This window comes from Microbispora amethystogenes (assembly GCF_016863015.1).
Classification (GTDB): domain Bacteria; phylum Actinomycetota; class Actinomycetes; order Streptosporangiales; family Streptosporangiaceae; genus Microbispora; species Microbispora amethystogenes.
Genome location: NZ_BOOB01000004.1, coordinates 173,394 through 194,129, shown reverse-complemented (window position 1 = coordinate 194,129; position 20,736 = coordinate 173,394). Strand labels below are relative to the sequence as shown.

Below are 20,736 nucleotides of genomic sequence, written 5' to 3'. Positions count from 1 at the left end.
CCGAGGCTGTTCGAATTGGCGGAGAACGCCATAAAAGATCACGGCCCTTCCGTGATGACTATCCGGGATATATCAGTGTTTGCCCAGGTCAATTGATGAGTCAACGACAAGTCAAACTGCGCGCTGTAGCCGGGAAACGATCGCTTAAGGTCCTACGATCGCACCATGACCTGCGTACTTCTCGCCGAGGATGACACCTCGATATCCGAGCCACTGGCGCGCGCACTGCGCCGGGAGGGCTATCAGGTGGAGGTGAGCCCGGATGGCCCGCAGGCCCTGGAGAGGGCCTTGTCGGGGGGCGTCGACCTGATTGTTCTCGACCTCGGCCTGCCAGAAATGGACGGGCTGGAGGTCGCGCGCCGCATTCGCGCGGAGGGGCACGGGACTCCGGTCCTGATCCTCACCGCCCGTGTCGACGAAGTCGACACCGTCGTCGGTCTCGACGCGGGGGCCGACGACTATGTGACCAAGCCGTTCCGGCTGGCGGAGTTGCTCGCCCGTGTGCGGGCGCTGCTCCGGCGCGGAACGTCGGAGACCCCGGTGGTGCAGGGCGTCCGCATCGACGCCGACTCCCGCCGGGCCTGGATGGGGGACAAGGAGCTGCATCTCACCACCAAGGAGTTCGACCTGCTGCGCGTGCTCGTACGGGACGCCGGCAAGGTCGTCACCCGCGAGCAGATCATGCGCGAGGTGTGGGACACCAACTGGTGGGGTTCGACCAAGACACTGGACATGCACATTTCCTGGCTGCGCCGGAAGCTGGGCGACGACGCGGCCAAGCCGCGCTACATCACCACCGTTCGTGGGGTCGGCTTCCGCTTCGAGCGCGAGTAGCGGCCGTGGGGCGGTTTCGGGGGAGGAGCTAGCCGCATGCGCCGGCGCCTGCTTGCCTCCATGCTGCTCGTCGCGGTCATCGCGGTCCTGCTGTTAGGCGTGCCCCTGGGCGTGGTCGTCGTACGGCTGATCAACGACGAGGCCGCCCAGGAACTGCACTCGGAGGCGAACCGGCTGCTGATCGGGGTGGAGTATTCCATCAGCCAGCAGCAGCCGATCAGTCCGGAGCAGCTCGCACGGAACTACCCGGACAGATACCTCCAGGTGTACGTCCGGGGCAATCCGCCGATCATCGCAGGCACGCCGCCACCGGAGGCCCGTGACCTGACAGAGGAGGCTCGCTCCGAGAACGGCTACGTACGCGTCAGCCGCGACTCGGCCCAGGTCCAGCGGGAGACCCGGGCGCGGCTGGTGCTGATCATCGCGCTCGCGATCGCGGCGCTCGGCGCCGCGATCGGGCTGGCCACCGTGACCTCGCGCCGCCTGAGCCTGCCGCTCCAAGACCTCACCAGGATCGCGGAGCGGCTGGGCTCGGGCGACGCGAGGCCCAGCAGGCACCGCTACGGCGTTCCGGAGCTCGACCTCGTGGCGGAGGTGCTGGACCGCAGCGCGCTGCGGATCTCCGATCTGCTCGCCCGCGAGCGCGAGTTCGCCACCGACGCCTCCCACCAGCTGCGTACGCCGCTGACCGGGCTGACCATGCGCCTGGAGGAGATCGTCGCCGCGGCCGGGCAGCCCGAGGTGGTCCGCGAGGAGGGCGAGGCCGCCATCGTTCAGGTCGAGCGGCTGACGGCGGTCATCGACGAGTTGCTGGCCGCGGCCCGCAGGCAGCGCCACGCCCAGGCCGGGCCGCTCGACGTGGACGACGTGGTCGGCCAGCAGATCGTCGAGTGGGAGCCCGCGTTCCGCCGGGCCCATCGGTCGCTGGTGCTGGCGGGAGACCGCGGCCTGCGCGCCCTCGGCACGACGGGCGGGCTCAGCCAGGTGCTGGCCACCCTGCTGGAGAACTCGCTGAAGCACGGCGACGGCGTGCTGACGATCAACACCTCGAGCGCGGGGAAGTCCGTGGTGATCGAGGTGGGCGACGAGGGGCCGGGCATCCCCGAGGCCCTCGGCCAGCGCGTCTTCGAGCGGAACGTGAGTGGCAGCGGCGGCACCGGCCTGGGGCTGACCCTCGCCCGCGCCCTGGTCGCCGCCGACGGCGGCCGGCTCGAACTCGTCAAGCGCCGTCCGGCGACCTTCGCCATCTTCCTGCGGCACGACCGCGACAACGAGCGTCGCCGCGTGGTCTCCGGCCCGGCCTGACCCGGGCGACGTGCGAAGCGGGGGACGAAAACGGGGTCAGCGAGCGGTGATCGGGTCGGGCTGCGCCGAGACGTCCGCCGTGACAGCCGCTCTCGCCTTCGCCCGGGCCTTCTTGCCGGTCTTCCGGGAGCCGTTCGTCGGGGAGCCGTTCTTCGGAGAGCCGCCCGTCGGGGAACCGTTCTTCTGGGGGCCGACCTTCGCGGCGGACGCGACGAGCGCCTCGACGCCCCCGGCGGGACCAGCGCTCTCGACCGGCTCCGGAGCCGCGAGGAACACCCACTTCTTGTACGACCAGAAGCGGAACAGCGTGCCGATGACCACGCCGACGCCCTGGGCGATGTTGTAGCTCAGTGCGTCGTGCAGACCCAGCGAGTACGTCACGAATCCGATGGTGAGCAGCGGGGGCAGCAGCCCGACGCCGTTGAGAATGAAGAACAGGATGTACTCGCGTCGCAGGCCGCTCTGCTTGCGGTGCCGGTAGGTCCAGAACCGGTTGCCCGCGTAGGCGAAGGTGGCGGCGACGATCGTGGCCCCGACCTTCGAGCTCAGCGGGCCCAGGCCGACGCCGAACCGCAGTAAGTTGGTGCCGCCGAAGTCGATGACGAACGCGATCGCGCCCACCGCTCCGAACTTGATCAACTCGTGGATGAGCGTGGCGAACCGCTCGTAGGCGCGTTGTAGAAACTGCACGTCCCGATCGGTCCTTCCTGATCTGCGGCCTGGTCGGCGGCGAGGTCCTCTCAGGCTACCTGCCGGTGGCACAAATGAGGGTAGTAGCGCAACCTCTCGCCGCTTCGCCGCAGGTCACCAAAGAACATTTCACGGAAAATCCCGTCATCTGGGATTTGACGGCACTCTTCGCACTACGCTCTCGCCCCACTGGATCACTTCGCGCGGGGCCGTGCCGTTGTGGAAGAGGTGGCCTTCACCGTGGTTCGTCGTACCTTCGGGGCTCGTCCGCCGAGCCTCGTCCTGCTCGCGGTTCTCCTCGCGGTTTCTCTCGCGGGGTGCGGAACCGAGAGCGCCCGGGAACTCCCGGCCGATCCCGGGGAGACCTCCGCGCCGATGGCCGAGGTCGCCCGGGCGGACGCCGAGGCGGCCTTCGGCGGGCTCGGCGATCTCGCCGCCGCCTGGAAGGACGGCGACTGCGCGGAGATCGAGCGGCTCACGACGTGGGCGGAGCAGGCGATCGGGAGCCGTGTCTGCGCGGCGGCCCGCGAGGGCCGCGCCGCGCCCGGCTTCGACGTGCCCGAGGACCCGGAGTTCCTGCTCCCCGCGCACGAGGACGGCGAGGACGACCCCTGGTTCGCCGTCCTGGCCCGCAAGCCCACCCCGGCCTACTTCGTCTTCGTACGCACGGACGGCGCGTGGCGGCTCGGCGCCGGGCCGATTCCGCTCGACGGCGAGGCGCCCCAGGCGCCCGAGGGGGAGGGCGAGATCGTGGACGCCGCGGCCGGCCCGGGTTCCTGGGTCGGGGCGCGGCTCGTGTCCACCCGGCACGTCGCGTTCCTGACCGACCCCGCAGGGGTGAGCGGGGTCCGCTTCGTCTCCGGCGACCCGATGCGCGGCCTGCTCGGCGAACTGGTCCGGGCTCCCGGCAGGGTCCGTCCCGACCGCCTGTCCACCGACGTACGCATCGAGGGGCCGGCCCGCGCGCTGGCCCTGCCGGACGGCGGGGCCCTGGTGTTCCACGCGCTGCGCCTCGTCTTCACCCAGAAGCCGGGCCCGGGGCGCTCCTCCCTCGCCCATCGGCGGTACGGTGCGGCCGACGTGCGCGCCTTCACCGGCGGTGCGCCGAAGACCATGACGGGCGCGGAGATCGTGCTGCTCGCCACCAGGGTGGGCGCGGACAACAGGATGACGACCGTGGGCATGCGCCGGGTCCTGGCCGACATCACCGAGGGCGACGGCTGACCGGGTCGGCTTTGGCCGCTCTGTGAAGCGTGACCCATGGCGGGCGTACGCGTGGGCAATAGGTAGGCTGACCTGTCGTGAACAGCCCGAAGGATTCCCCTTCCCGGCCGGTGGCCGCGCCCGTGGTGGGCCCTGTTGTGGGCCCTGTCGTGGGCATTGTCGGCGCGGGCCAGCTCGCCCGGATGACCCAGCAGGCCGCGATCGCGCTCGGCATCGAGCTGCGCGTGCTGGCGAACGCCCGCGACGAGAGCGCCGCCAAGGTCATCGTGGACACCCGGCTGGGCGACTACCGCGACCTCGCCGACCTGCGGGAGTTCGCCAAGGGGTGCGACGCCGTCACGTTCGACCACGAGCATGTGCCGACCGGGCACATCCGGGCCCTGGCCGACGACGGGCACGCCGTACACCCCGGGGCCGACGCGCTCGTCCACGCGCAGGACAAGGCGGTCATGCGCGAGCGGCTCACCGCGATCGGCGCGCCCTGCCCGGCCTGGGCCCGGGTCGAGGATCTGGCCGGCGTCGAGGCGTTCGCGGGCGAGCACGGCTGGCCGGTGGTGCTGAAGGCGGTCCGCGGCGGGTACGACGGCCGGGGCGTGTGGGTCTGCTCGTCGCCGGACGAGGCCGAAGCGGCGCTCGGCACCGGCGTCGACCTGCTGGCCGAGGCGTTCGTCCCGTTCGAGCGGGAGATCGCCGTGCTGGTCGCCCGATCGCCGCACGGCCAGGGCGTCAGCTATCCCGTCGTGGAGACGGTCCAGCAGGACGGGATCTGCGTCGAGGTCATCGCCCCCGCGCCGGACCTCGGCGAGGAGGAGGCGGCGTACGCCCAGCGCGTCGCGCTCACCATCGCGCGCGACCTCGGCGTGACCGGGCTCCTCGCGGTCGAGATGTTCGTCACGAAGACCGGCCTCGTGGTCAACGAACTGGCCATGCGCCCGCACAACAGCGGCCACTGGACGATCGAGGGCGCGCGGACGTCCCAGTTCGAGCAGCACCTGCGGGCCGTGCTGAACCTGCCGCTCGGGTCGCCGTCGATGACCGCGCCGGTCGTCGTCATGGCCAATCTGCTCGGCGGGCCCGACCCGGACGTGTACTCGCGGTACGAGCACGTGCTGGCCAACGACCCGGGCATCAAGATCCATTTCTATGGCAAGGACGTGCGGCCCGGCCGCAAGATCGGGCACGTCACGGCCCTCGGCACCGACCTCGACGAGGTGCGGGCCCGCGCCCGCCACGCCGTCACCTGCCTGAGAGGACCCGTGGATGCCTGACGTCGGGATCGTCATGGGGAGCGACTCGGACTGGCCGGTGATGCGCCTGGCCGCCGAGGCGGTCGCCGAGTTCGGCGTGTCCTTCGAGGCCGACGTGGTCTCCGCACACCGGATGCCGGCCGAAATGATCGAGTACGGCTCCCGCGCGGCCGGGCGCGGGCTGAAGGTGATCATCGCCGGGGCGGGCGGCGCCGCCCATCTGCCGGGCATGCTGGCCTCGGTCACCCCGCTGGCGGTGATCGGCGTCCCGGTGCCGCTCAAGTATCTCGACGGGATGGACTCGCTGCTGTCGATCGTCCAGATGCCGGCCGGGGTGCCCGTGGCGACCGTCGCCGTCGGCGGCGCCCGCAACGCGGGACTGCTCGCCGTACGGATCCTGGCGGCGGCCGACGAGGGCCTGCGGCGGCGGATGGAGGAGTTCCAGGTCGCCCTGCGCGACCAGGCACACGCCAAGGGCGAGCGGCTTCGCGCCGAGGCCGCCGCCCTCCACGGGGAACAGGATCAGGGGCGCCCGAGCGCGCGGTAGTCCCAGCCTGCGCCCCGCCAGGTCTCCACGTCGAGCGCGTTGCGGCCGTCGACGATGACCCGGGCGGCGACGACCGCCCCCAGGTCCTCGGGGTCGAGGGCGACGAACTCCTGCCACTCGGTGAGCAGCAGCACGACCTCGGCGCCGCTCGCGGCCTCCAGGGCCGACTCGGCGTACCCGAGCTGGGGGTGGGCGGCCCGCGCGTTGGCCAGGGCGGCCGGGTCGTAGAGCGTCACCAGCCCGCCCAGCTCGGCGATCTTCACCGCGACGTCCAGCGCGGGCGAGTCGCGGATGTCGTCCGAGTTGGGCTTGAAGGCCGCGCCCAGCACCGCCACCCTCCGGCCCCCGAAGGAACCGCCGAGGGCCTCACCGGCGAGGCCGACCATCCGGGCGCGGCGCCGCAGGTTGATCTCGTCGACCTCCCGCAGGAAGGCGAGCGCGTGGCCGGCGCCCAGTTCGTCGGCCCGGGCGGTGAACGCCCTGATGTCCTTGGGCAGGCATCCGCCGCCGAAGCCGAGGCCGGGGTTGAGATACCGGCCGCCGATCCGATCGTCGTACGACAACGCCGCGGACAACTGCGTGACGTCGCCGCCGGCGGCCTCGCAGACCTCGGCCATGGCGTTGATAAACGAGATCTTCGTGGCCAGGAACGCGTTCGCGGCCGACTTGACCAGCTCGGCCGTGGGGAAGTCGGTCACCACGATCGGCACCTCGCCGAGCGGCGCGTAGACGTCCCGCAGGATCTTCTCGGCCCGTTCGGAGGCCACCCCGAGCACGATCCGGTCCGGCTGAAGGGTGTCCCGTACGGCGAAGCCCTCGCGCAGGAACTCGGGGTTCCAGGCCAGCTCGGCCTGCGCGCCGGCGGGCGCGAGCCGTACGAGCTTGTCGGCGAGGCGCTCCGCGGTGCCGACGGGGACCGTCGACTTGCCCACGACCAGGCACTCGCGGTCCAGATAGGGGGCCAGCGACTCGACGACCGCGTCGAGATAGGAGACGTCGGCGGCGCGCTCGCCCTTCTTCTGCGGCGTGCCGACGCAGACGAAGTGAACGTCGCCGAACTTCGCCACCTCCTCGTAGGAGGTGGTGAAACGCAGCCTGCCCGAATCGAGGTTGCGGCGGAGGACCTCCTCGAGCCCGGGCTCGTGGATCGGCAGCTCGCCGCGCCGCAGCCGTTCGATCTTGCTCTGGTCCACGTCGAGAGCGAGCACCTCGAAGCCCAGCTCCGCCATGCAGGCCGCGTGCGTGGCACCCAGGTATCCGGTCCCCAGCACGGTGAGGCGGTACGGCACGGCAGGCTCCCCTCTTGCCGACTCTTCGTGATCTGGCATGGTACCGGGCCTGTCATCTGCCCGAGCAGCCACCTGGGCAAACCGGGGCCTTGGGCCCAACGGTACGGCCAAACGCCCAGGTGGTCGATGGGTCCCGTGTGCATAGGCCATTACGGCCGTTGTCAGGGCGAGGTGTCAGGACGCGTGCCGTACCGACTGGTAACTTTTCGGTCGGACGTCCTAGTATCGCGTCATGAGCTTCCCTCTCTACGCCCCCGCCGAGGAGCACGAGATGCTCCGTGAGACCGTACGGGCCCTCGCCGACGAGAAGATCGCCCCGCGAGCCGCGGCGGCGGACGAGAACGAGGAGTTCCCCTGGGAGGTCTACAAGGACCTCGTCGCGGCCGACCTGCAGGCCGTCCACATCCCCGAGGCGTACGGCGGCGCCGGGGCCGACGCCCTGGCGACCGTGATCGTGATCGAGGAGGTCGCCCGCGCCTGCGCCTCGTCCTCCCTGATCCCGGCCGTCAACAAGCTGGGCACCATGCCGCTGCTGCTGTCGGCGTCCGAGGAGCTCAAGCAGCGCTACCTGCGGCCGGTCGCGGCCGGGGAGGCGATGTTCTCCTACGCCCTGTCGGAGCCGGAGGCGGGCTCGGACGCCGCCGCGATGAAGACCAGGGCCGAGCGCGACGGCGACCACTACGTGCTCAACGGCACCAAGATGTGGATCACCAACGCGGGCGTGTCGGAGTATTACACGGTTATGGCCGTAGCCCACCCGTCGGCCGGCGCCCGCGGCATCTCCGCGTTCGTGGTGGAGAAGGACGACGAGGGCGTCTCGTTCGGGCCCAAGGAGAGGAAGCTCGGCATCAAGGGCTCACCCACCCGCCAGGTCATCCTGGAGAACGTGCGGATCCCGGAGTCCCGGATGATCGGCGAGCCGGGCACCGGCTTCAGGACCGCCCTCGCCACGCTGGACCACACGCGCATCACGATCGCCGCGCAGGCGCTCGGCATCGCCCAGGGCGCGCTGGACCACGCGATCGGCTACATCAAGGAGCGCAGGCAGTTCGGCAAGCCGATCGCCGACTTCCAGGGCCTGCAGTTCATGGTCGCCGACATGGCGATGAAGCTGGAGGCCGCCCGTCAGCTCACCTACGCCGCCGCGGCCAAGTCGGAGCTGGCCATGAACGGCACGCGGGTCAAGGACCTCACGTTCTTCTCCAGCGCCGCCAAGTGCGCCGCCTCCGACGCCGCCATGGAGATCACCACCGACGCCGTCCAGCTCCTCGGCGGGTACGGCTACACCCGCGACTTCCCGGTCGAGCGCATGATGCGCGACGCCAAGATCACCCAGATCTACGAGGGCACCAACCAGATCCAGCGCATGGTCATGGCCCGCCAGCTCCTGAAGTAGCTTCTGCACTACGCGACCCCCGTCTCCTTTTCCCGGGAGGCGGGTTCCGGTGGTACGGCCGTCAGGTCGGCCTTGCTGCTTCGCGGGAGACCTCAGCTCGGGATTTGCCCGGTTCGGATCTTCGTAAGTGCCGACTCCTGCAGGGCCTTGTGCCTGGCTATCGCGTGCTTGTTCTTTCGGGCCAGCTCGGAGGTGATCTCCGCGGCTACCGTTTTCGCGGTGACGGTGAGTCCGGCTTCGCCGTTGCAGATGGCGTCGGCCGTCGCTATCGCGAGCGTCTCCGCCCGCGTGGACTCCTTGCTATCGGCCTTTTCTCTTGCTTCGTACGGGTTCTTGAAGCGCATCCCGCGGCCGCTCATGCAGCTCCTCCATCGCCTCAGCGCTTCGACGTAACGGGAGTCCACCGGCACTCCGTTGAGCATGAGATTCTCGATGTTAAGCACTGTCAGGTCGAGAGACGCCCACTCGATGACGTCGCCATACAGCTTGCGGTCCGCCTCCGCCAGGCAGCCTTTGGTCGGCGCCTCCTTGCTCAGTCCTCCCCACACGCCGTCGATTCGTTTCTGTGATCCTGGGGGGCCTTCAAGTGCAAGGAGATATTTCGGAGAATGCCCGACCACGCTCTTACCCCTGGATGCGGATCTGCTGCCATGCTGTGCCTGCCAAGGGCGCTCGTCATAGCCGTATCGACTACGGTAGGCGACGTCGCTGTCGCTCGGGCCCCCGTTCGAAGGGCCGGCTTCGGCCTTGGCGATTCTGAAAGTGAACCCCTTCTTCCTCATGCACCTCGAGATCAGCTCGTTCCGCGCGTTGACGAGGGTGATCCGATCCTCCTCGGAAATCGCCGGAACGGCAGTGGGCCGATAGGTGAACGAGACCGGCAGTGAGACTCCTGTCGCTTCATCAGCTGAAACGTAGGTTTCATCAGATCCGGGAAGGCATCCGGAAACAAGTACGACGAGGAGAACGGAAGTCGCCGTACGTGCAAAGAGAGCTGCCATCACGGCATATTACATTGAGACGAGCCCCTATTGCCGTTCAGCCAGCAATTACGCTGGTAGCCTCGCCTTCTGTTCTTGTCGGTCGGTGCCGGCGACCCGCGGGGCGAGCACCGAAGCCCGCCAGTGTCTGAGCACCGAGGCGATCCATCAGATAGCTCGCCTGCGGCGACCGAGCCGACGATCGATCAGTTGGATGCGGGCCTGACGTGGCGCTTCCCATGGTGTACGGCTATCGCCGCCGCGAGGGTGAGGGCGGTGTATACGCAGGTCACGGAGAAACCGGCCCAGGGTGGGAGCGGGTAGTAGCCGTCGAGCAGGGACATGTTCACGTCCACGTGCGCGAACGTGGGGATGCTCTGGGTGATCGCGAACCCGGCGGCAGGGGTGATCATCAGCAGCCATGGCGCCAGGCCCGCGGACGCCAGCAGGTAGGGCACGACGACGAGCGCGACGGCCAGCCCGACGGCGATGACGGCCCGCCTGACCAGCGCGGCGAGGCCCAGAGCCAGTACGGCGGCGGCCGCGGTCAGCGCGGCGTAGCCGACGATCACCCGAAGCTCCGTGCCGAGGCTGATCGGCTGGACCGGGTTCTGGTTGGCACGCAGTATCGCCAGGCCGACGGGGACCACGATCCCCGAGGCCACCAGTCCCGCCACGAACGCGACCGCGCCGATCACGACGGCCCTGGCCGCCAGTAGCCGTACCGGATGCGGCTCGTCCGGCGGGCCGGTCCTGTTGAGCCCGCGCCGGAGCGTCCTTGTGAGGAACGTGACCGCCGCCACGAGCACCGGGATCAGCCCCACGGCCCCGCCGGTCAGCAGGAGGTCGGCGCGCACGCCGCCCTCCACCGGGGCGGGCCCGATGTCACCGCCCCCGGTCACGATGAGCTTGCCGCCGGACTCGACGACCCCGCCGGGGTGGTGCGGGGTCTTCCCGTCAGCCTCCATGGTGACGCCGACGTCGTCACGGCGCCACGAACCGTTCGCGCCCTGCAGCGCGATCTGGTCGAAGGTGGCGGTGGCCTGGGCGAAGGCCTGGGCCCTCTCCCACAGCACGCCTGGCGAGGTGGCGAACAGCCCGATCTCGACCGTCTCCGGCAGCCCGGTCAGCGTGACCGTGCCGACCTCGGTCCACGTCCTGCCGTCGTCCGACTCGTAGCCGGTGACGGTGTCGCCCGACCTGGTCAGTCGCAGCCACTGCGGGCCGTTGTGAGCACCACCGGCCACGTCGTGGGTGTAGTTGTACTGCATCCGTACGCCGTGCTCTCCGGTGAGCATGACGGCGGCATACGGCGTGCCCTGGGTGAGGCTCTGCCTGACGAGGAGCCCGGCCTTCGCCCACGGCACCACCCCCTCCTTGACGTTGCGCACTCCGGGCACGACGTCCGGCAGCCGCATCTGCCCGGTCAGGTCCGACACCCGGGCGGTGACGCCGCCGTTCCCGCTGAGCGGCTGGTGCACGAAGTAGTACTTGTCCCTGACCGCCGTGCCGTCGGGTCCCAGCAGGGGCGCGGGGCAGGGGCCCTCGCCCTTCCCGGTCACGCAGGTGCTGCGGACGCCCCCCGCGATCAGCAGCCCGAGCGACACGGTGACCAGCACGGAGGCCGCCACGGCGAGCACCAAGCCGCGCCTGGTGCGGAACCTGGTCCACTCCGCGCGCAGCACCCGGGGGAAGTGCAGCGCCCGGGGGACAGCGTCCTGCCGGCTGAGCCGGTGAGGCTTCAGTGGATTCATGGCGACGGTTGTACGGGGCGCCCGGTTCCAGCCGGGTCGCGGCCGCCGCGACCCGGTTGCGACCGGGGAGCTGGCATCGTGGAGACATGGCACCTCGACCCGGCCGCTTCGCCCGTACGACGACCGGCGGTGAGCGGCGGTGAGGGTCCTCGTCGTCGAGGACTTCGAGGTCCTCGCCCGCTCCATCGGAACGGGGCTGCGCCGCGAGGGCATGGCCGTCGACGTCGTCCTGGACGGCACCGCCGCCCTCGACCGCCTGGCCGTCACCCGCTACGACGTGGTGATCCTCGACCGCGACCTGCCCGGTGTCCACGGCGACGAGATCTGCCGGCGACTCGCCCACGGCCGCTGCGAGACCCGGGTGCTGATGCTCACCGCCTCCGGCACGATCGAGGACCGTGTCGACGGGCTCAGCCTCGGCGCCGACGACTACCTGCCCAAGCCGTTCGCGTTCGCCGAGCTGGTCGCCCGCGTGCGCGCACTGGCCCGCCGCGCCACCCCGCCGCTGCCGCCCACCCTGGCCTGCGGAGACATCACCCTCGATCCGGCCCGCCGGGTCGCGTCCCGGGCGGGCCGGCGACTCGACCTGAGCCCCCGGGAGTTCGCCCTGCTGGAATGCCTGCTCGCCGTGCCCGGCCTGGTCATCTCCGCGGAGGAACTGCTCGAACGGGTCTGGGACGAGGCCGCCGACCCCTTCAGCAGCGCCGTCAAGCACACCATGCACCGGTTGCGCGCCAAGCTCGGCGACCCGCCGGTGATCGAGACCATCCGCGAAGGCGGCTACCGCATCGGACCGTCATGACCTCCCGGCAATTCGCCAGGAGGTCGCTGCGGAAGCGGCTCGCGCTCGCCTACGCGGCAGGCGTCTACGCGGCCGGGGCCCTGGCGCTCGTGTTCGTCAACGTCCCACTCGCCGGCATCCAGGAGACCAGACCCGTAGGCGGGCCCGAACCGAGCACGATCACCGGAACGGAGCCCGGGATCGGCCTGCCCCAACTCCTCGTCGGATCCGCCGTCGCCCTGGTCGTCCTGGCCCCCGTCGCCCTGGCTCTCGGGTGGTACGTCGCCGGCCGGTTCCTGGACCCGCTGCGCGCCATCACCGCCACCGCCAAGGTCATCTCCGCGGGGAACCTCCACCGGCGCCTCGCCCTCGGCGAGCCCACGGACGAGCTGACCGAACTCGGCCACACCCTGGACGACCTGTTCGCCCGGCTCGAAGCCTCCTTCGACGCCCAACGCCACTTCGTCGCCAACGCCTCCCACGAGTTGCGCACCCCGCTCGCCGGCCTGCGCACCCTCCTCGAAGTCACCCTCGCCGACCCCGACGCCGACGCCGGCACCCTGCGCTCGGCCTGCCAGGAGGCCCTCGCTCTCGGTGGACACCAGGAGCGGCTCGTCGACGCGCTGCTCGCCCTGGCCACCAGCGAGCGCGGCGTCACCCGCTGGGAGACCCTCGACCTCGCCCATGTCGCCGAGGGAGTGCTCGCCTCCCGCCGCGGCCAGGCGACGGAGGCGGGCATCGACCTCGCCGGCCACCTGACGCCCGCGGTGACGGCCGGGGACCCGCGACTGATCGAAAGCCTCGTCGCCAACCTCGTCGACAACGCCGTCCGCCACAACCACCCGGACGGGCACGTGGAGGTCACCACGCGGACCTCCGGCACGCAGGCGGTCCTCACGGTCACCAACAGCGGGCCGATCGTCCCCGGGGACCAGATCCAGCGCCTTTTCCAGCCCTTCCAGAAACTGGCGCCCGAACGTCACGGCCGCGGCGACGGGTACGGCCTCGGCCTCGCGATCGTCAACGCCGTCACCCAGGCTCACCACGCCACCCTGGCCGCCGGCGCACGCCCCGAAGGCGGCCTGACCATCACCGTGCGGTTCACTCACGGAACTCCTATCCCTGACGCGGGACGGCCGCGCGAGGCCGGAGCTCGCGGGGAAGCGGTGGGCCGCGGAGAATGAGGGTGCCGGCCGGTGATCGGCGGACCGGCCTGCCCGCGACCCGCGCCTCCGTAACCCGGACACGACGAGGGAACGATGACCTGGGAACAGCACGCCGCCCGGCTCGCCGCCGACGTCACCCGGCCCGCCTCACGCTGGCGCGGGCCGGTGGCCACCACGCCGCGCCAGCTGTTCGTCCCGAGGTGGTGGGAGCACCGCGAAGGGCTCTGGACGCTGCGCGACGGGCCGGCCGACGAGCGGGAGTGGCTGAAGGCGGCCTACTCCGACGTGTCGCTCGTGACCCGGGTCGGGTCGTCGCACGCCGACCACGCCACGGGCGAGGATCACCCGGGCGGGCTGCCGACGTCGTCCTCGACGATGCCCGGCCTGGTCGTGCGCATGTACCAGCACGCCGACATCCAGGACGGCGTCGACGTGCTCGACGTCGGTGTCGGCTCCGGGTACGGCGCCGCGCTGCTCACCAGACGGCTCGGTGATCGGCACGTGACGAGCGTGGACCTGGACGCCTACCTGACCACGGCCGCGACCGAGCGGCTCGACGCGATCGGCCTGCACCCGCGGGTCGTCACCTGTGACGCCACCGGGCCCCTGCCGGGGACGTTCGACCGGATCGCGGCCATGGTGTCCGTACGGCCGGTCCCGGCGAGCTGGCTGGAGGCGCTGCGTCCCGGCGGGCGCCTGGTCACGACGATCGCGAACACCATGATCATCATTGTCGCGGACAGGACGGACGACGGCGGCGCCTTCGGGCGGGTGCAGTGGGACCGGGCGGGGTTCATGACGACCCGGCACGGCGAGGACTATCCGCCCGGGCTCCTGGCCAGGTTCGAGGAGATCCGCGACCAGGACGGCGAGGACGTCGGGCGCGGCCGATACCCGATGGTCGAGGTGATCGAGGCGTGGGAGCTCCGGTCGATGCTGGAGGTGACCGCTCCGGGCATCTCGCACTGGTTCGAAGAAGGTGACGACGGCCGGCGTACGGCGTGGATGGTCCACGCGGACGGCTCCTGGGCGCGTGCCGAGGGCGTGCGCGACGAGGTTCCGCTCGTCCACCAGGGCGGGCCGCGGCGCCTGTGGGACATCCTCGACCGGATCCGCCATCAGTGGCTCGCCGACGGCAGCCTGCCCCTGTACGGGGCGTGGGTCACGATCAGCCCTGACGGCACGATCCGGCTGGAGCGCGGCCGGTGGAAGGCCGTCATCGCCTGACCGCCGCCCCACCGCGAGCACCGCCCTCCGTTAGAGTCCTTGCGCACCATGACAATCACGGCAAAAGACCTCAACCGCGCCACGCTCGCCCGGCAACTGCTGCTGCGGCGGGAGCCCGTCGGTGTCGTCGACGCGGTCCGGCGCGTGGTCGCGCTCCAGGCCCAGCAGCCCGCCTCGCCGTACATCGCGTTGTGGAACCGGCTCGCCGCCTTCGACCCGGCCGACCTCGACGTCGCCTTCGCCGGTCAGGCGCTGGTCAAGGCGACGCTGATGCGGATCACGCTGCACGTGGTGCACGCCGACGATCATCCGCCCATGCACACCGCCATGCAGCCGACGCTGCGCGGCGCGAGGCTGGGCGACCGCCGCTTCACGGAGAGCGGTCTCGGGGCCGCCGACGCCGACGCCCTCCTTCCCGACCTGCTGGAGTTCGCGGACCGGCCCCGCACCAACGCCGAAATCCACGCCTGGCTCGCCGGACGGCTCGACGTCCCGCCGCAGGGCGTGTGGTGGGCGGTGCGGTCGTTCGCGCCGCTGCTGCACGCCCCGATGGGCGGGCCGTGGTCGTTCGGCCCCCGGCCGTCGTACGTCGCGTCGGGGACACCGCCGACGCCGTACGACAGGGACCTGTCGGACAAGCACCTGCAGACGTTGGTCCACCGCTACCTGGACGGGTTCGGGCCCGCGTCCGTGGCGGACGTGGCGCAGTTCGCCCTGGTGCAGCGGTCCAGGGTCCGGGACGCGCTGGGCGCGCTCTCCGCCGTACTGGAGCGGCTGGAGGGGCCCGGCGGCGCGGAGCTGTACGACGTGCCGGGCGCGCCGCGGCCCGCCGCCGACACCCCCGCCCCTCCCCGGCTGATGGCCATGTGGGACAGCGTTCTGCTGGCGTACGCCGACCGGAGCCGGGTCCTCCCGCCGGACTACCGCAGGCTCGTGATCAGGGCGAACGGTGACGTGCTGCCGTCGCTCCTGGTCGACGGGTACGTCGCGGGCGTGTGGCGCCAGGTCGAGGGCGGCATCGAGGCGACCGCCTTCCACCCGTTGTCGGCCGAGGCATGGGAGGGGCTCGCGGAGGAGGCCCGGGCGCTGACGGCGTTCCTGGTCGGCCGCGATCACCGGCTCTACCGCGCGTATGACCGCTGGTGGGCCGACCTGCCCGCCGCCGAGGTGCGAGTCCTCCCCGGCTGAGCGATCTCTTGCCGTCTGCCCCCGAACATCCGCGAGGGTGTGCGAAGATGCCGAAATGCCGTACCGGGTACTCCTGGCCGCGGTCGTGACCGCCGCCCCTCTCACGATCACGCCCCATGCCGAGGCAGCGGCGGCCAAGCCGGTCATCCGCTACGCCGGGCTCAGCTCCTGCCTGCAGAGCGACGGCGGCCGGCATCCGTGCGGCCCGTTGAAGCTGTGGCTGAGCAACGGCCGCGTCGTCGCACTCCCGGGCGCGCGCAGGACGGTGGGCGACGACGAGTACGTGGCCGCCGCCGTCGTCGCGGTCTCCCAGGACGGCGCCCGGGCGGCGTATTTCAGCGGCAAGGACGGCGTGCTCACGATCTGGACGGCCGCCACCGGCAGGGCGCGCGAGATCCCCAAGGTGACGTGGCCGGACGACCTCCAGATGAACTCGCTGATCCTTTCCCCGGGCGGGCGGTACGTCAGCATGCTCGGCGTCGACGCCTCCGAACGGGAGGTCGACCGGGTCGCGGACACGACCACCGGGAAGGTCTTCACACTGCCCAGGGGATACCAGGCCTGGGACTTCAGCCCCGACGGCAGACGGATGATGGCGGGCAACAACCGTACGGCGGTGCTCTACTCGACCGGCACGTGGTCGGTGAAGCTGCGGCGATCCGTCTACATGCGCGGCGACCTCGGCCCCGACGGCGTCACCGTGGCCGGCACCAAGTGGACGAAGACCGGCAAGACCGTCCGGAACATGGTCGTCACCCGCAACCTCGCCACCGGAAAGAAGAGCACGATACCCATCCGGCTCCGTACGGGGGAGAACCCGCTGCGGACGCGCTGGGACAAGGCCGGTCACATCGACGTCCTGACCCGCTCCGACCGCCGGGTCGGCGGCGAGGAGCGCAGGCTCCACACCTGGTATCGGTTGAACCGCGCGACGCACAAGCTGAAGCGGATCGACTCCTTCCTGATCCCGCCCTCCGTGGGAGGCTACGTCCTCCCCACCTGACGGGGGCGCACAGAACCATGGTTCCGGGAACCGCACCTCCCTGACCACGGCCTGTCACGGCGGCGTCGGCTGACCGTGATCGGCGCCTGCGGCGGGTCGTGAGCGATTGGTCACAGGCCCGGCGTATCGGCGTTCCCGTTTGCCACTATGGCCTCACGGCTCCCGCTGATGACGATATGAGCGGGCAATCCACACCGGAGCATTGCCGGGTCATACGGTGGCTTTGCCCGCGATGCCGCATCGTTGAGGGTGCTCAGCGGTTCTCAATCCATTCCAATCCGGACAGACGGCTCTCGTGATCTGCCCTGTCCGGCGACCGGCGCGTTCTCCACGAGCCTTCCGAGCGCGAGCCGTACGGCCCGGTCCTGTCCGCGTCTCGTACGGGCGCTCCGCTGGCCGGTCGCACTCGCGGCGGGAGGCCTCGCGGCCGAACTGGCAGGGCAGCGGATCCCCGCGCCGCACCTGCTCGTGCCGATGGCGCTGGGTCTCTGCCTGGCACTCGCCGGGGTGATGCCCGACAAGGCGCCGAGGTGGGCGAACCGGGTGGCCCAGGCGCTTCTCGGAGTCCTGCTGGGCACGCACCTGAACCCGCACGCCCTGGCGGAGTCCGCGGGCGACGTGGTGCCGCTCACCACCGTCACGGGAGCCGCCGTCGTCCTGGGTGTCGGCGCGGCGGCGATCCTCGCCCGCCGCGCCGGAGTCGACCGGGCGAGCGCGACCCTGGGCATGGTGGCGGGAGGCTCCTCCGCCGTGGTCGCCTCCGCCGAGGACCTCGGCGCGGACACCCGGCTCGTCGCGTTCATGCAGTACTTACGGGTCGGCCTGGTCGCGGCCACCGCTCCCGTGGTCATCGACTGGATGGCCGGCGGAACGAGCGCGCGAGAGGCGCCGGCCACCGCCCGTGAGTGGGGACGGCTCGTCACGGGCGACCATCAGGCGGCGGGGCTCCTGGTGCTGGCGGTCGTCGCGGCCCTCGGCGTGTTCCTGGGCACGAAGACGCGGCTGCCGTGCCCGGCGCTGCTCGGACCGATGCTCCTCACCGTTCTGGGCACGGCGCTGGTCACCCTGACCGGCACGTTGACGGAGATCGTCCCGGTGGACGCGCCGCCGGCGTACGCCCCGGCGGGTGCGCTGAGAACGGCCCTGTTCACTCTGGTCGGCCTCGACGTCGGCCTGCGTTTCACCCGGCACACGCTGCGCCGCGTGCGGTCGCTGCTGCCGGTGCTGCTCGCCCTGACGGCGGTGGTGAGCGGGGGATGCGCCGTGATCGCGGCGGTGCTGGCGCGGATCCTGGACGTCCCGTTCTCCGACGCCTACCTGGCCACCACGCCCGGCGGGATCAACGCCGTGATGACCACCGCCGTCGTCACCGACGCCGACGTGTCCCTCATCTCCGGCGTGCAGAGCCTCAGGCTCTTCGTGATGGCGCTGCTCGCGCCGCTGCTGGTCCGGTTCGCCCTCTCCGTGATCCGCGGCCCCGTGCGGGCTCCCGGGACCCCCGCGCCCGTGCCCCAGAGGGCGCGGCTCACCTCGGTGAGATCGGGCTCTCCGTGACGCCGGCGGCGCCGGGTCAGAGGACGGGTGGGTCGAAGTCGAAGTCGAGCCGGCGGCCCTCGCGGGACGCCACGGCGTCCGGATGCTCGGGGCCGAGGACCCCGACGTACCGCTCCAGCGTGTCGGCCAGCAGCGTGTCCGCCGCCTCGGCGTCTCCCACCGTCCGCAGGTCGATCACGTGGTTGGCGGCGGCGGCGAGGGTCAGCGGGTGGCTCTCGCCCAGGAGCGCGCGAAGCCGCGCCAGCGTGTCCTCGCCCAGTTCACTGGCCGCCTCGGCGTCGCCCAGGGCGGCGAGGTCGCTGGCGAGGTTGATCGCGCAGGTGAGGGAGAAGTGGTGGTCCCGGGTGAGGCGGCCGTCGAATCCGTTCAGCGCCCGTGCGTCCATGTCCCTGGCCCGCTCCGCCTGACCGTTCACCCGCAGCAGCAGCGCGAGGTTGGTGTCGCAGCCGTACTTGAACGGGTGGTCGTCGCCGTACATGCGCGGATAGCGGGTGGTCATGTCCTCCAGCAGTTCGAGCGCCGCGCCGGTCTCGCCGTAGGCCCGCTGGGCGTTGGCCAGACAGAGGGCGGCGGCCAGGGTGTCGGGGTGGTCGACCTCCTCGAAGATGCGCTCCTGCAGGTCGTAGGTGCTGCGGGCCAGCTCCAGCGCCTCCTCGATGTAGCCGGCCCGGCGCTTGGCGATCGACAGGTCCTTGGCGGTCCGGAGCGTCCAGGGATGCTCGCGGCCCAGCTCCTGCACGCCGTACTCGTAGGCGTCCTCGCCGATGTCGCAGGCCTGGCGGTACTCGCCGTTGAGCCGCAGCAGCCGGGCCAGGCCGTTCCAGGAGGCCAGCACGTTCTGCTTGCTGGAGCCCGACCGCTTCTGCAGGGTGAACGTCCTGGACTGCAGCTCCAGCGCTGTCGCGTAGTCGCCGAGCAGCAGGTAGTCGAGGGCCAGGTTGTTCATGGCCCGCAGGGTCCGCCGGTGGGACGGGCCGAAGACCGCCTCGTGCCTGCGGAGCGACTCCTTGTCGTGCTCCAGCGCCGCCTGGAAGTCGCCGCGGAAGCGGAGGTCGGCCCCGTGGCTGTTGGTGAGCAGCAGCGTCTCACCGTCGTCCTCGCCGAGCACGTGCCGCATCCGCTCCAGCACGCGCCGGTTCAGGTCGAACGACTCCTGGATCTCGCCCAGCTCTCTGACGACGATCGCCTGGTGGCGGTGGGCGGACAACACGTGCCGGTCGTCTTCGCCGCTGTCGGCCCGCCAGCGTTCGATGAACCGCTCCACCAGCGACCGGGCCGACAGGAAGTCGCCGGACGAGTAGAGGTAGCGGACGATGTTCAGGGCGAAGGAGCGGATGCGCGGATCATGACTGCTCGCCACGTCGGCGGGGGCCACATGGCCGAGCAGCCCGGCGTAACGCGGCCAGGACTGGGTGTCGTCCGCCTCGTACGGCGCGGCGGCGGCCGCGAGCAGCAGGTGTACCTCCCGCCGGAACGCGGCCCGTTCGGGATCGTCGAGCTCGTCGCGCAGCAGCGCCTGGACCAGCCGGTGGACCTGGAGGGTGCGGCTCTCGGAGTCGATGCGGACCAGCGCGTACCGGCCGAGCTCGCGGACGGCTCCGCTCACCCGGATCGAGTCGGCGAACAGGTCGGCCATCCGCGACTGGGCGGCGAACGGCTCCGGCAGGGGCTCGAACACGTCGCGCGGGATCGGCTCGGGACCGAAGAAGGCGCAGCAGCGCAGCAACTCCACGGCCTCGGGCGACTTCCCCCTGAGCTGTGTCACCGACAGCGCCCACGCCGCGGTCATCGACAGCGGATAGTCGGAGGCCTTGTTGATCCCCAGCAGCCGGGTGGTCTGCTCCCGCAGGAGCCGAAGGTACTCGTCGACGGACATGCCCGACTCGACCTGGAAGGCGCCCGCCTGCTCCAGCGCGAGCGGGAGGTCGCCGAGCGCGTCGGCCAGCCGGTCGGCCTGCTCCTCGCTCAGCCCTCGCCGCACCCGGCGGAGCAGGAACTCCTTGCTCTCCTCGCGCAGGAAGACGTCCACGGTGACGGTGTCGACCACCCCCTGCCAGCTGTGGTTGCGGGAGGTGATCAGCACATGCCCGGGACCCCGGGGGATGATGTCGTTGATCTGCTCGGGGTCGTCGGCGTTGTCGAAGACGAGCAGCCACCGGCCGTACGGCTCGCCCCGGCGCAGCGCGTCCAGCACGGCCTCGGCGGCGTCCTCGATCCCCGCGGAGACCGCGCTCGGCAGCTTCATCTCCCTGGCGAGCCCGGCGAGCGACGACTTGACCAGCATGGGCTGGTCGGCCGGGATCCACCACACGAGGTCGTACTCGTGCCGGAAGCGGTGGGCGTACTCCATCGCGAGCTGGGTCTTGCCCACGCCGCCGAGACCGTGCAGGGCATGGGGGAGGACGGCGGCCGTGGTCTCGGTCATGAGGTCGGCGCGAAGTTTGTCGAGCAGGTCCTTGCGTCCGGTGAAGTTCTTGTTCTGCTGGGGAACTCTGCCCCAAATGACGGGCATGCGGCCAGAGTCCGACGAAAAGTGCGAAGCCGACACGCT

The 20,736-nt window shown here is 71.1% G+C and carries 17 protein-coding genes; 12 read left to right on the top strand and 5 right to left on the bottom strand.

Annotated elements, in window-relative coordinates:
• Nucleotides 1-165 precede the first annotated feature (165 nt).
• Both Mam01_RS03975 and Mam01_RS03970 read left to right on the top strand, forming a co-directional pair.
• On the top strand, nt 166-834 hold the full coding sequence (locus tag Mam01_RS03975; RefSeq protein ID WP_030451323.1) for a response regulator transcription factor: 669 nt from the start codon (nt 166-168) through the stop codon (nt 832-834).
• A 36-nt stretch (nt 835-870) separates the two neighbouring features.
• Nucleotides 871-2,139, top strand: a complete 1,269-nt coding sequence (locus Mam01_RS03970) for a sensor histidine kinase (RefSeq protein WP_150930536.1) — start codon at nt 871-873, stop codon at nt 2,137-2,139.
• 36 nt (nt 2,140-2,175) lie between these two features.
• On the opposite strand, the gene Mam01_RS03965 is transcribed toward Mam01_RS03970, so the two are convergent.
• Nucleotides 2,176-2,829: a GtrA family protein gene (locus Mam01_RS03965; RefSeq protein ID WP_204284111.1), complete on the bottom strand. Its 654-nt coding sequence runs from the start codon at nt 2,827-2,829 to the stop codon at nt 2,176-2,178.
• 240 nt (nt 2,830-3,069) lie between these two features.
• On the opposite strand from Mam01_RS03965, the gene Mam01_RS03960 reads away from it, so the two are divergent.
• From Mam01_RS03960 to purE, 3 genes are all read left to right on the top strand, one after another.
• Nucleotides 3,070-4,053 (top strand): hypothetical protein, encoded by a 984-nt coding sequence (locus Mam01_RS03960; protein WP_204284110.1) that lies wholly within the window; start codon nt 3,070-3,072, stop codon nt 4,051-4,053.
• A gap of 125 nt (nt 4,054-4,178) precedes the next feature.
• Complete coding sequence (locus Mam01_RS03955) at nt 4,179-5,321, top strand: 5-(carboxyamino)imidazole ribonucleotide synthase (RefSeq protein ID WP_204284180.1); 1,143 nt, start codon at nt 4,179-4,181, stop codon at nt 5,319-5,321.
• Nucleotides 5,314-5,847: a 5-(carboxyamino)imidazole ribonucleotide mutase gene (purE, locus tag Mam01_RS03950; RefSeq protein ID WP_204284109.1), complete on the top strand. Its 534-nt coding sequence runs from the start codon at nt 5,314-5,316 to the stop codon at nt 5,845-5,847. Before Mam01_RS03955 ends, purE begins: the two co-directional genes overlap by 8 nt.
• Here purE and Mam01_RS03945 read toward each other — a convergent pair.
• Nucleotides 5,823-7,136 carry a UDP-glucose dehydrogenase family protein gene (locus tag Mam01_RS03945; protein ID WP_204284108.1) on the bottom strand — a complete coding sequence of 438 codons (1,314 nt, stop codon included), beginning with the start codon at nt 7,134-7,136 and terminating at the stop codon, nt 5,823-5,825. The genes purE and Mam01_RS03945 overlap by 25 nt on opposite strands.
• 232 nt (nt 7,137-7,368) lie before the next feature.
• Between Mam01_RS03945 and Mam01_RS03940 the strand changes: the two genes are divergently transcribed.
• Nucleotides 7,369-8,532: an acyl-CoA dehydrogenase family protein gene (locus Mam01_RS03940; protein ID WP_204284107.1), complete on the top strand. Its 1,164-nt coding sequence runs from the start codon at nt 7,369-7,371 to the stop codon at nt 8,530-8,532.
• A gap of 92 nt (nt 8,533-8,624) precedes the next feature.
• On the opposite strand, the gene Mam01_RS03935 is transcribed toward Mam01_RS03940, so the two are convergent.
• Together Mam01_RS03935 and Mam01_RS03930 are read right to left on the bottom strand one after the other, a co-directional pair.
• Complete coding sequence (locus tag Mam01_RS03935; protein WP_204284106.1) at nt 8,625-9,533, bottom strand: hypothetical protein; 909 nt, start codon at nt 9,531-9,533, stop codon at nt 8,625-8,627.
• Nucleotides 9,534-9,718: 185 nt separating this feature from the next.
• Nucleotides 9,719-11,266: a DUF1349 domain-containing protein gene (locus Mam01_RS03930; RefSeq protein WP_204284105.1), complete on the bottom strand. Its 1,548-nt coding sequence runs from the start codon at nt 11,264-11,266 to the stop codon at nt 9,719-9,721.
• A gap of 139 nt (nt 11,267-11,405) precedes the next feature.
• On the opposite strand from Mam01_RS03930, the gene Mam01_RS03925 reads away from it, so the two are divergent.
• From Mam01_RS03925 to Mam01_RS03900, 6 genes are all read left to right on the top strand, one after another.
• Nucleotides 11,406-12,068 carry a response regulator transcription factor gene (locus Mam01_RS03925; RefSeq protein WP_204284104.1) on the top strand — a complete coding sequence of 221 codons (663 nt, stop codon included), beginning with the start codon at nt 11,406-11,408 and terminating at the stop codon, nt 12,066-12,068.
• Nucleotides 12,065-13,231: a sensor histidine kinase gene (locus tag Mam01_RS03920; protein ID WP_204284103.1), complete on the top strand. Its 1,167-nt coding sequence runs from the start codon at nt 12,065-12,067 to the stop codon at nt 13,229-13,231. The genes Mam01_RS03925 and Mam01_RS03920 overlap by 4 nt, the downstream gene beginning before the upstream one ends.
• A gap of 75 nt (nt 13,232-13,306) precedes the next feature.
• A complete protein-coding gene (locus Mam01_RS03915) occupies nt 13,307-14,440 on the top strand; it encodes a methyltransferase domain-containing protein (protein ID WP_204284102.1) in 1,134 nt (377 codons plus the stop codon).
• A gap of 48 nt (nt 14,441-14,488) precedes the next feature.
• Nucleotides 14,489-15,628, top strand: a complete 1,140-nt coding sequence (locus Mam01_RS03910) for a winged helix DNA-binding domain-containing protein (protein WP_204284101.1) — start codon at nt 14,489-14,491, stop codon at nt 15,626-15,628.
• Between the two features lie 55 nt (nt 15,629-15,683).
• Nucleotides 15,684-16,631 (top strand): WD40 repeat domain-containing protein, encoded by a 948-nt coding sequence (locus Mam01_RS03905; protein WP_204284100.1) that lies wholly within the window; start codon nt 15,684-15,686, stop codon nt 16,629-16,631.
• A 249-nt stretch (nt 16,632-16,880) separates the two neighbouring features.
• Nucleotides 16,881-18,185: an AbrB family transcriptional regulator gene (locus tag Mam01_RS03900; RefSeq protein ID WP_275408894.1), complete on the top strand. Its 1,305-nt coding sequence runs from the start codon at nt 16,881-16,883 to the stop codon at nt 18,183-18,185.
• A gap of 16 nt (nt 18,186-18,201) precedes the next feature.
• Here Mam01_RS03900 and fxsT read toward each other — a convergent pair whose 3' ends face one another.
• Nucleotides 18,202-20,697 (bottom strand): FxSxx-COOH system tetratricopeptide repeat protein, encoded by a 2,496-nt coding sequence (gene fxsT, locus Mam01_RS03895; protein WP_204284098.1) that lies wholly within the window; start codon nt 20,695-20,697, stop codon nt 18,202-18,204.
• Between the last annotated feature and the right edge of the window lie 39 nt (nt 20,698-20,736).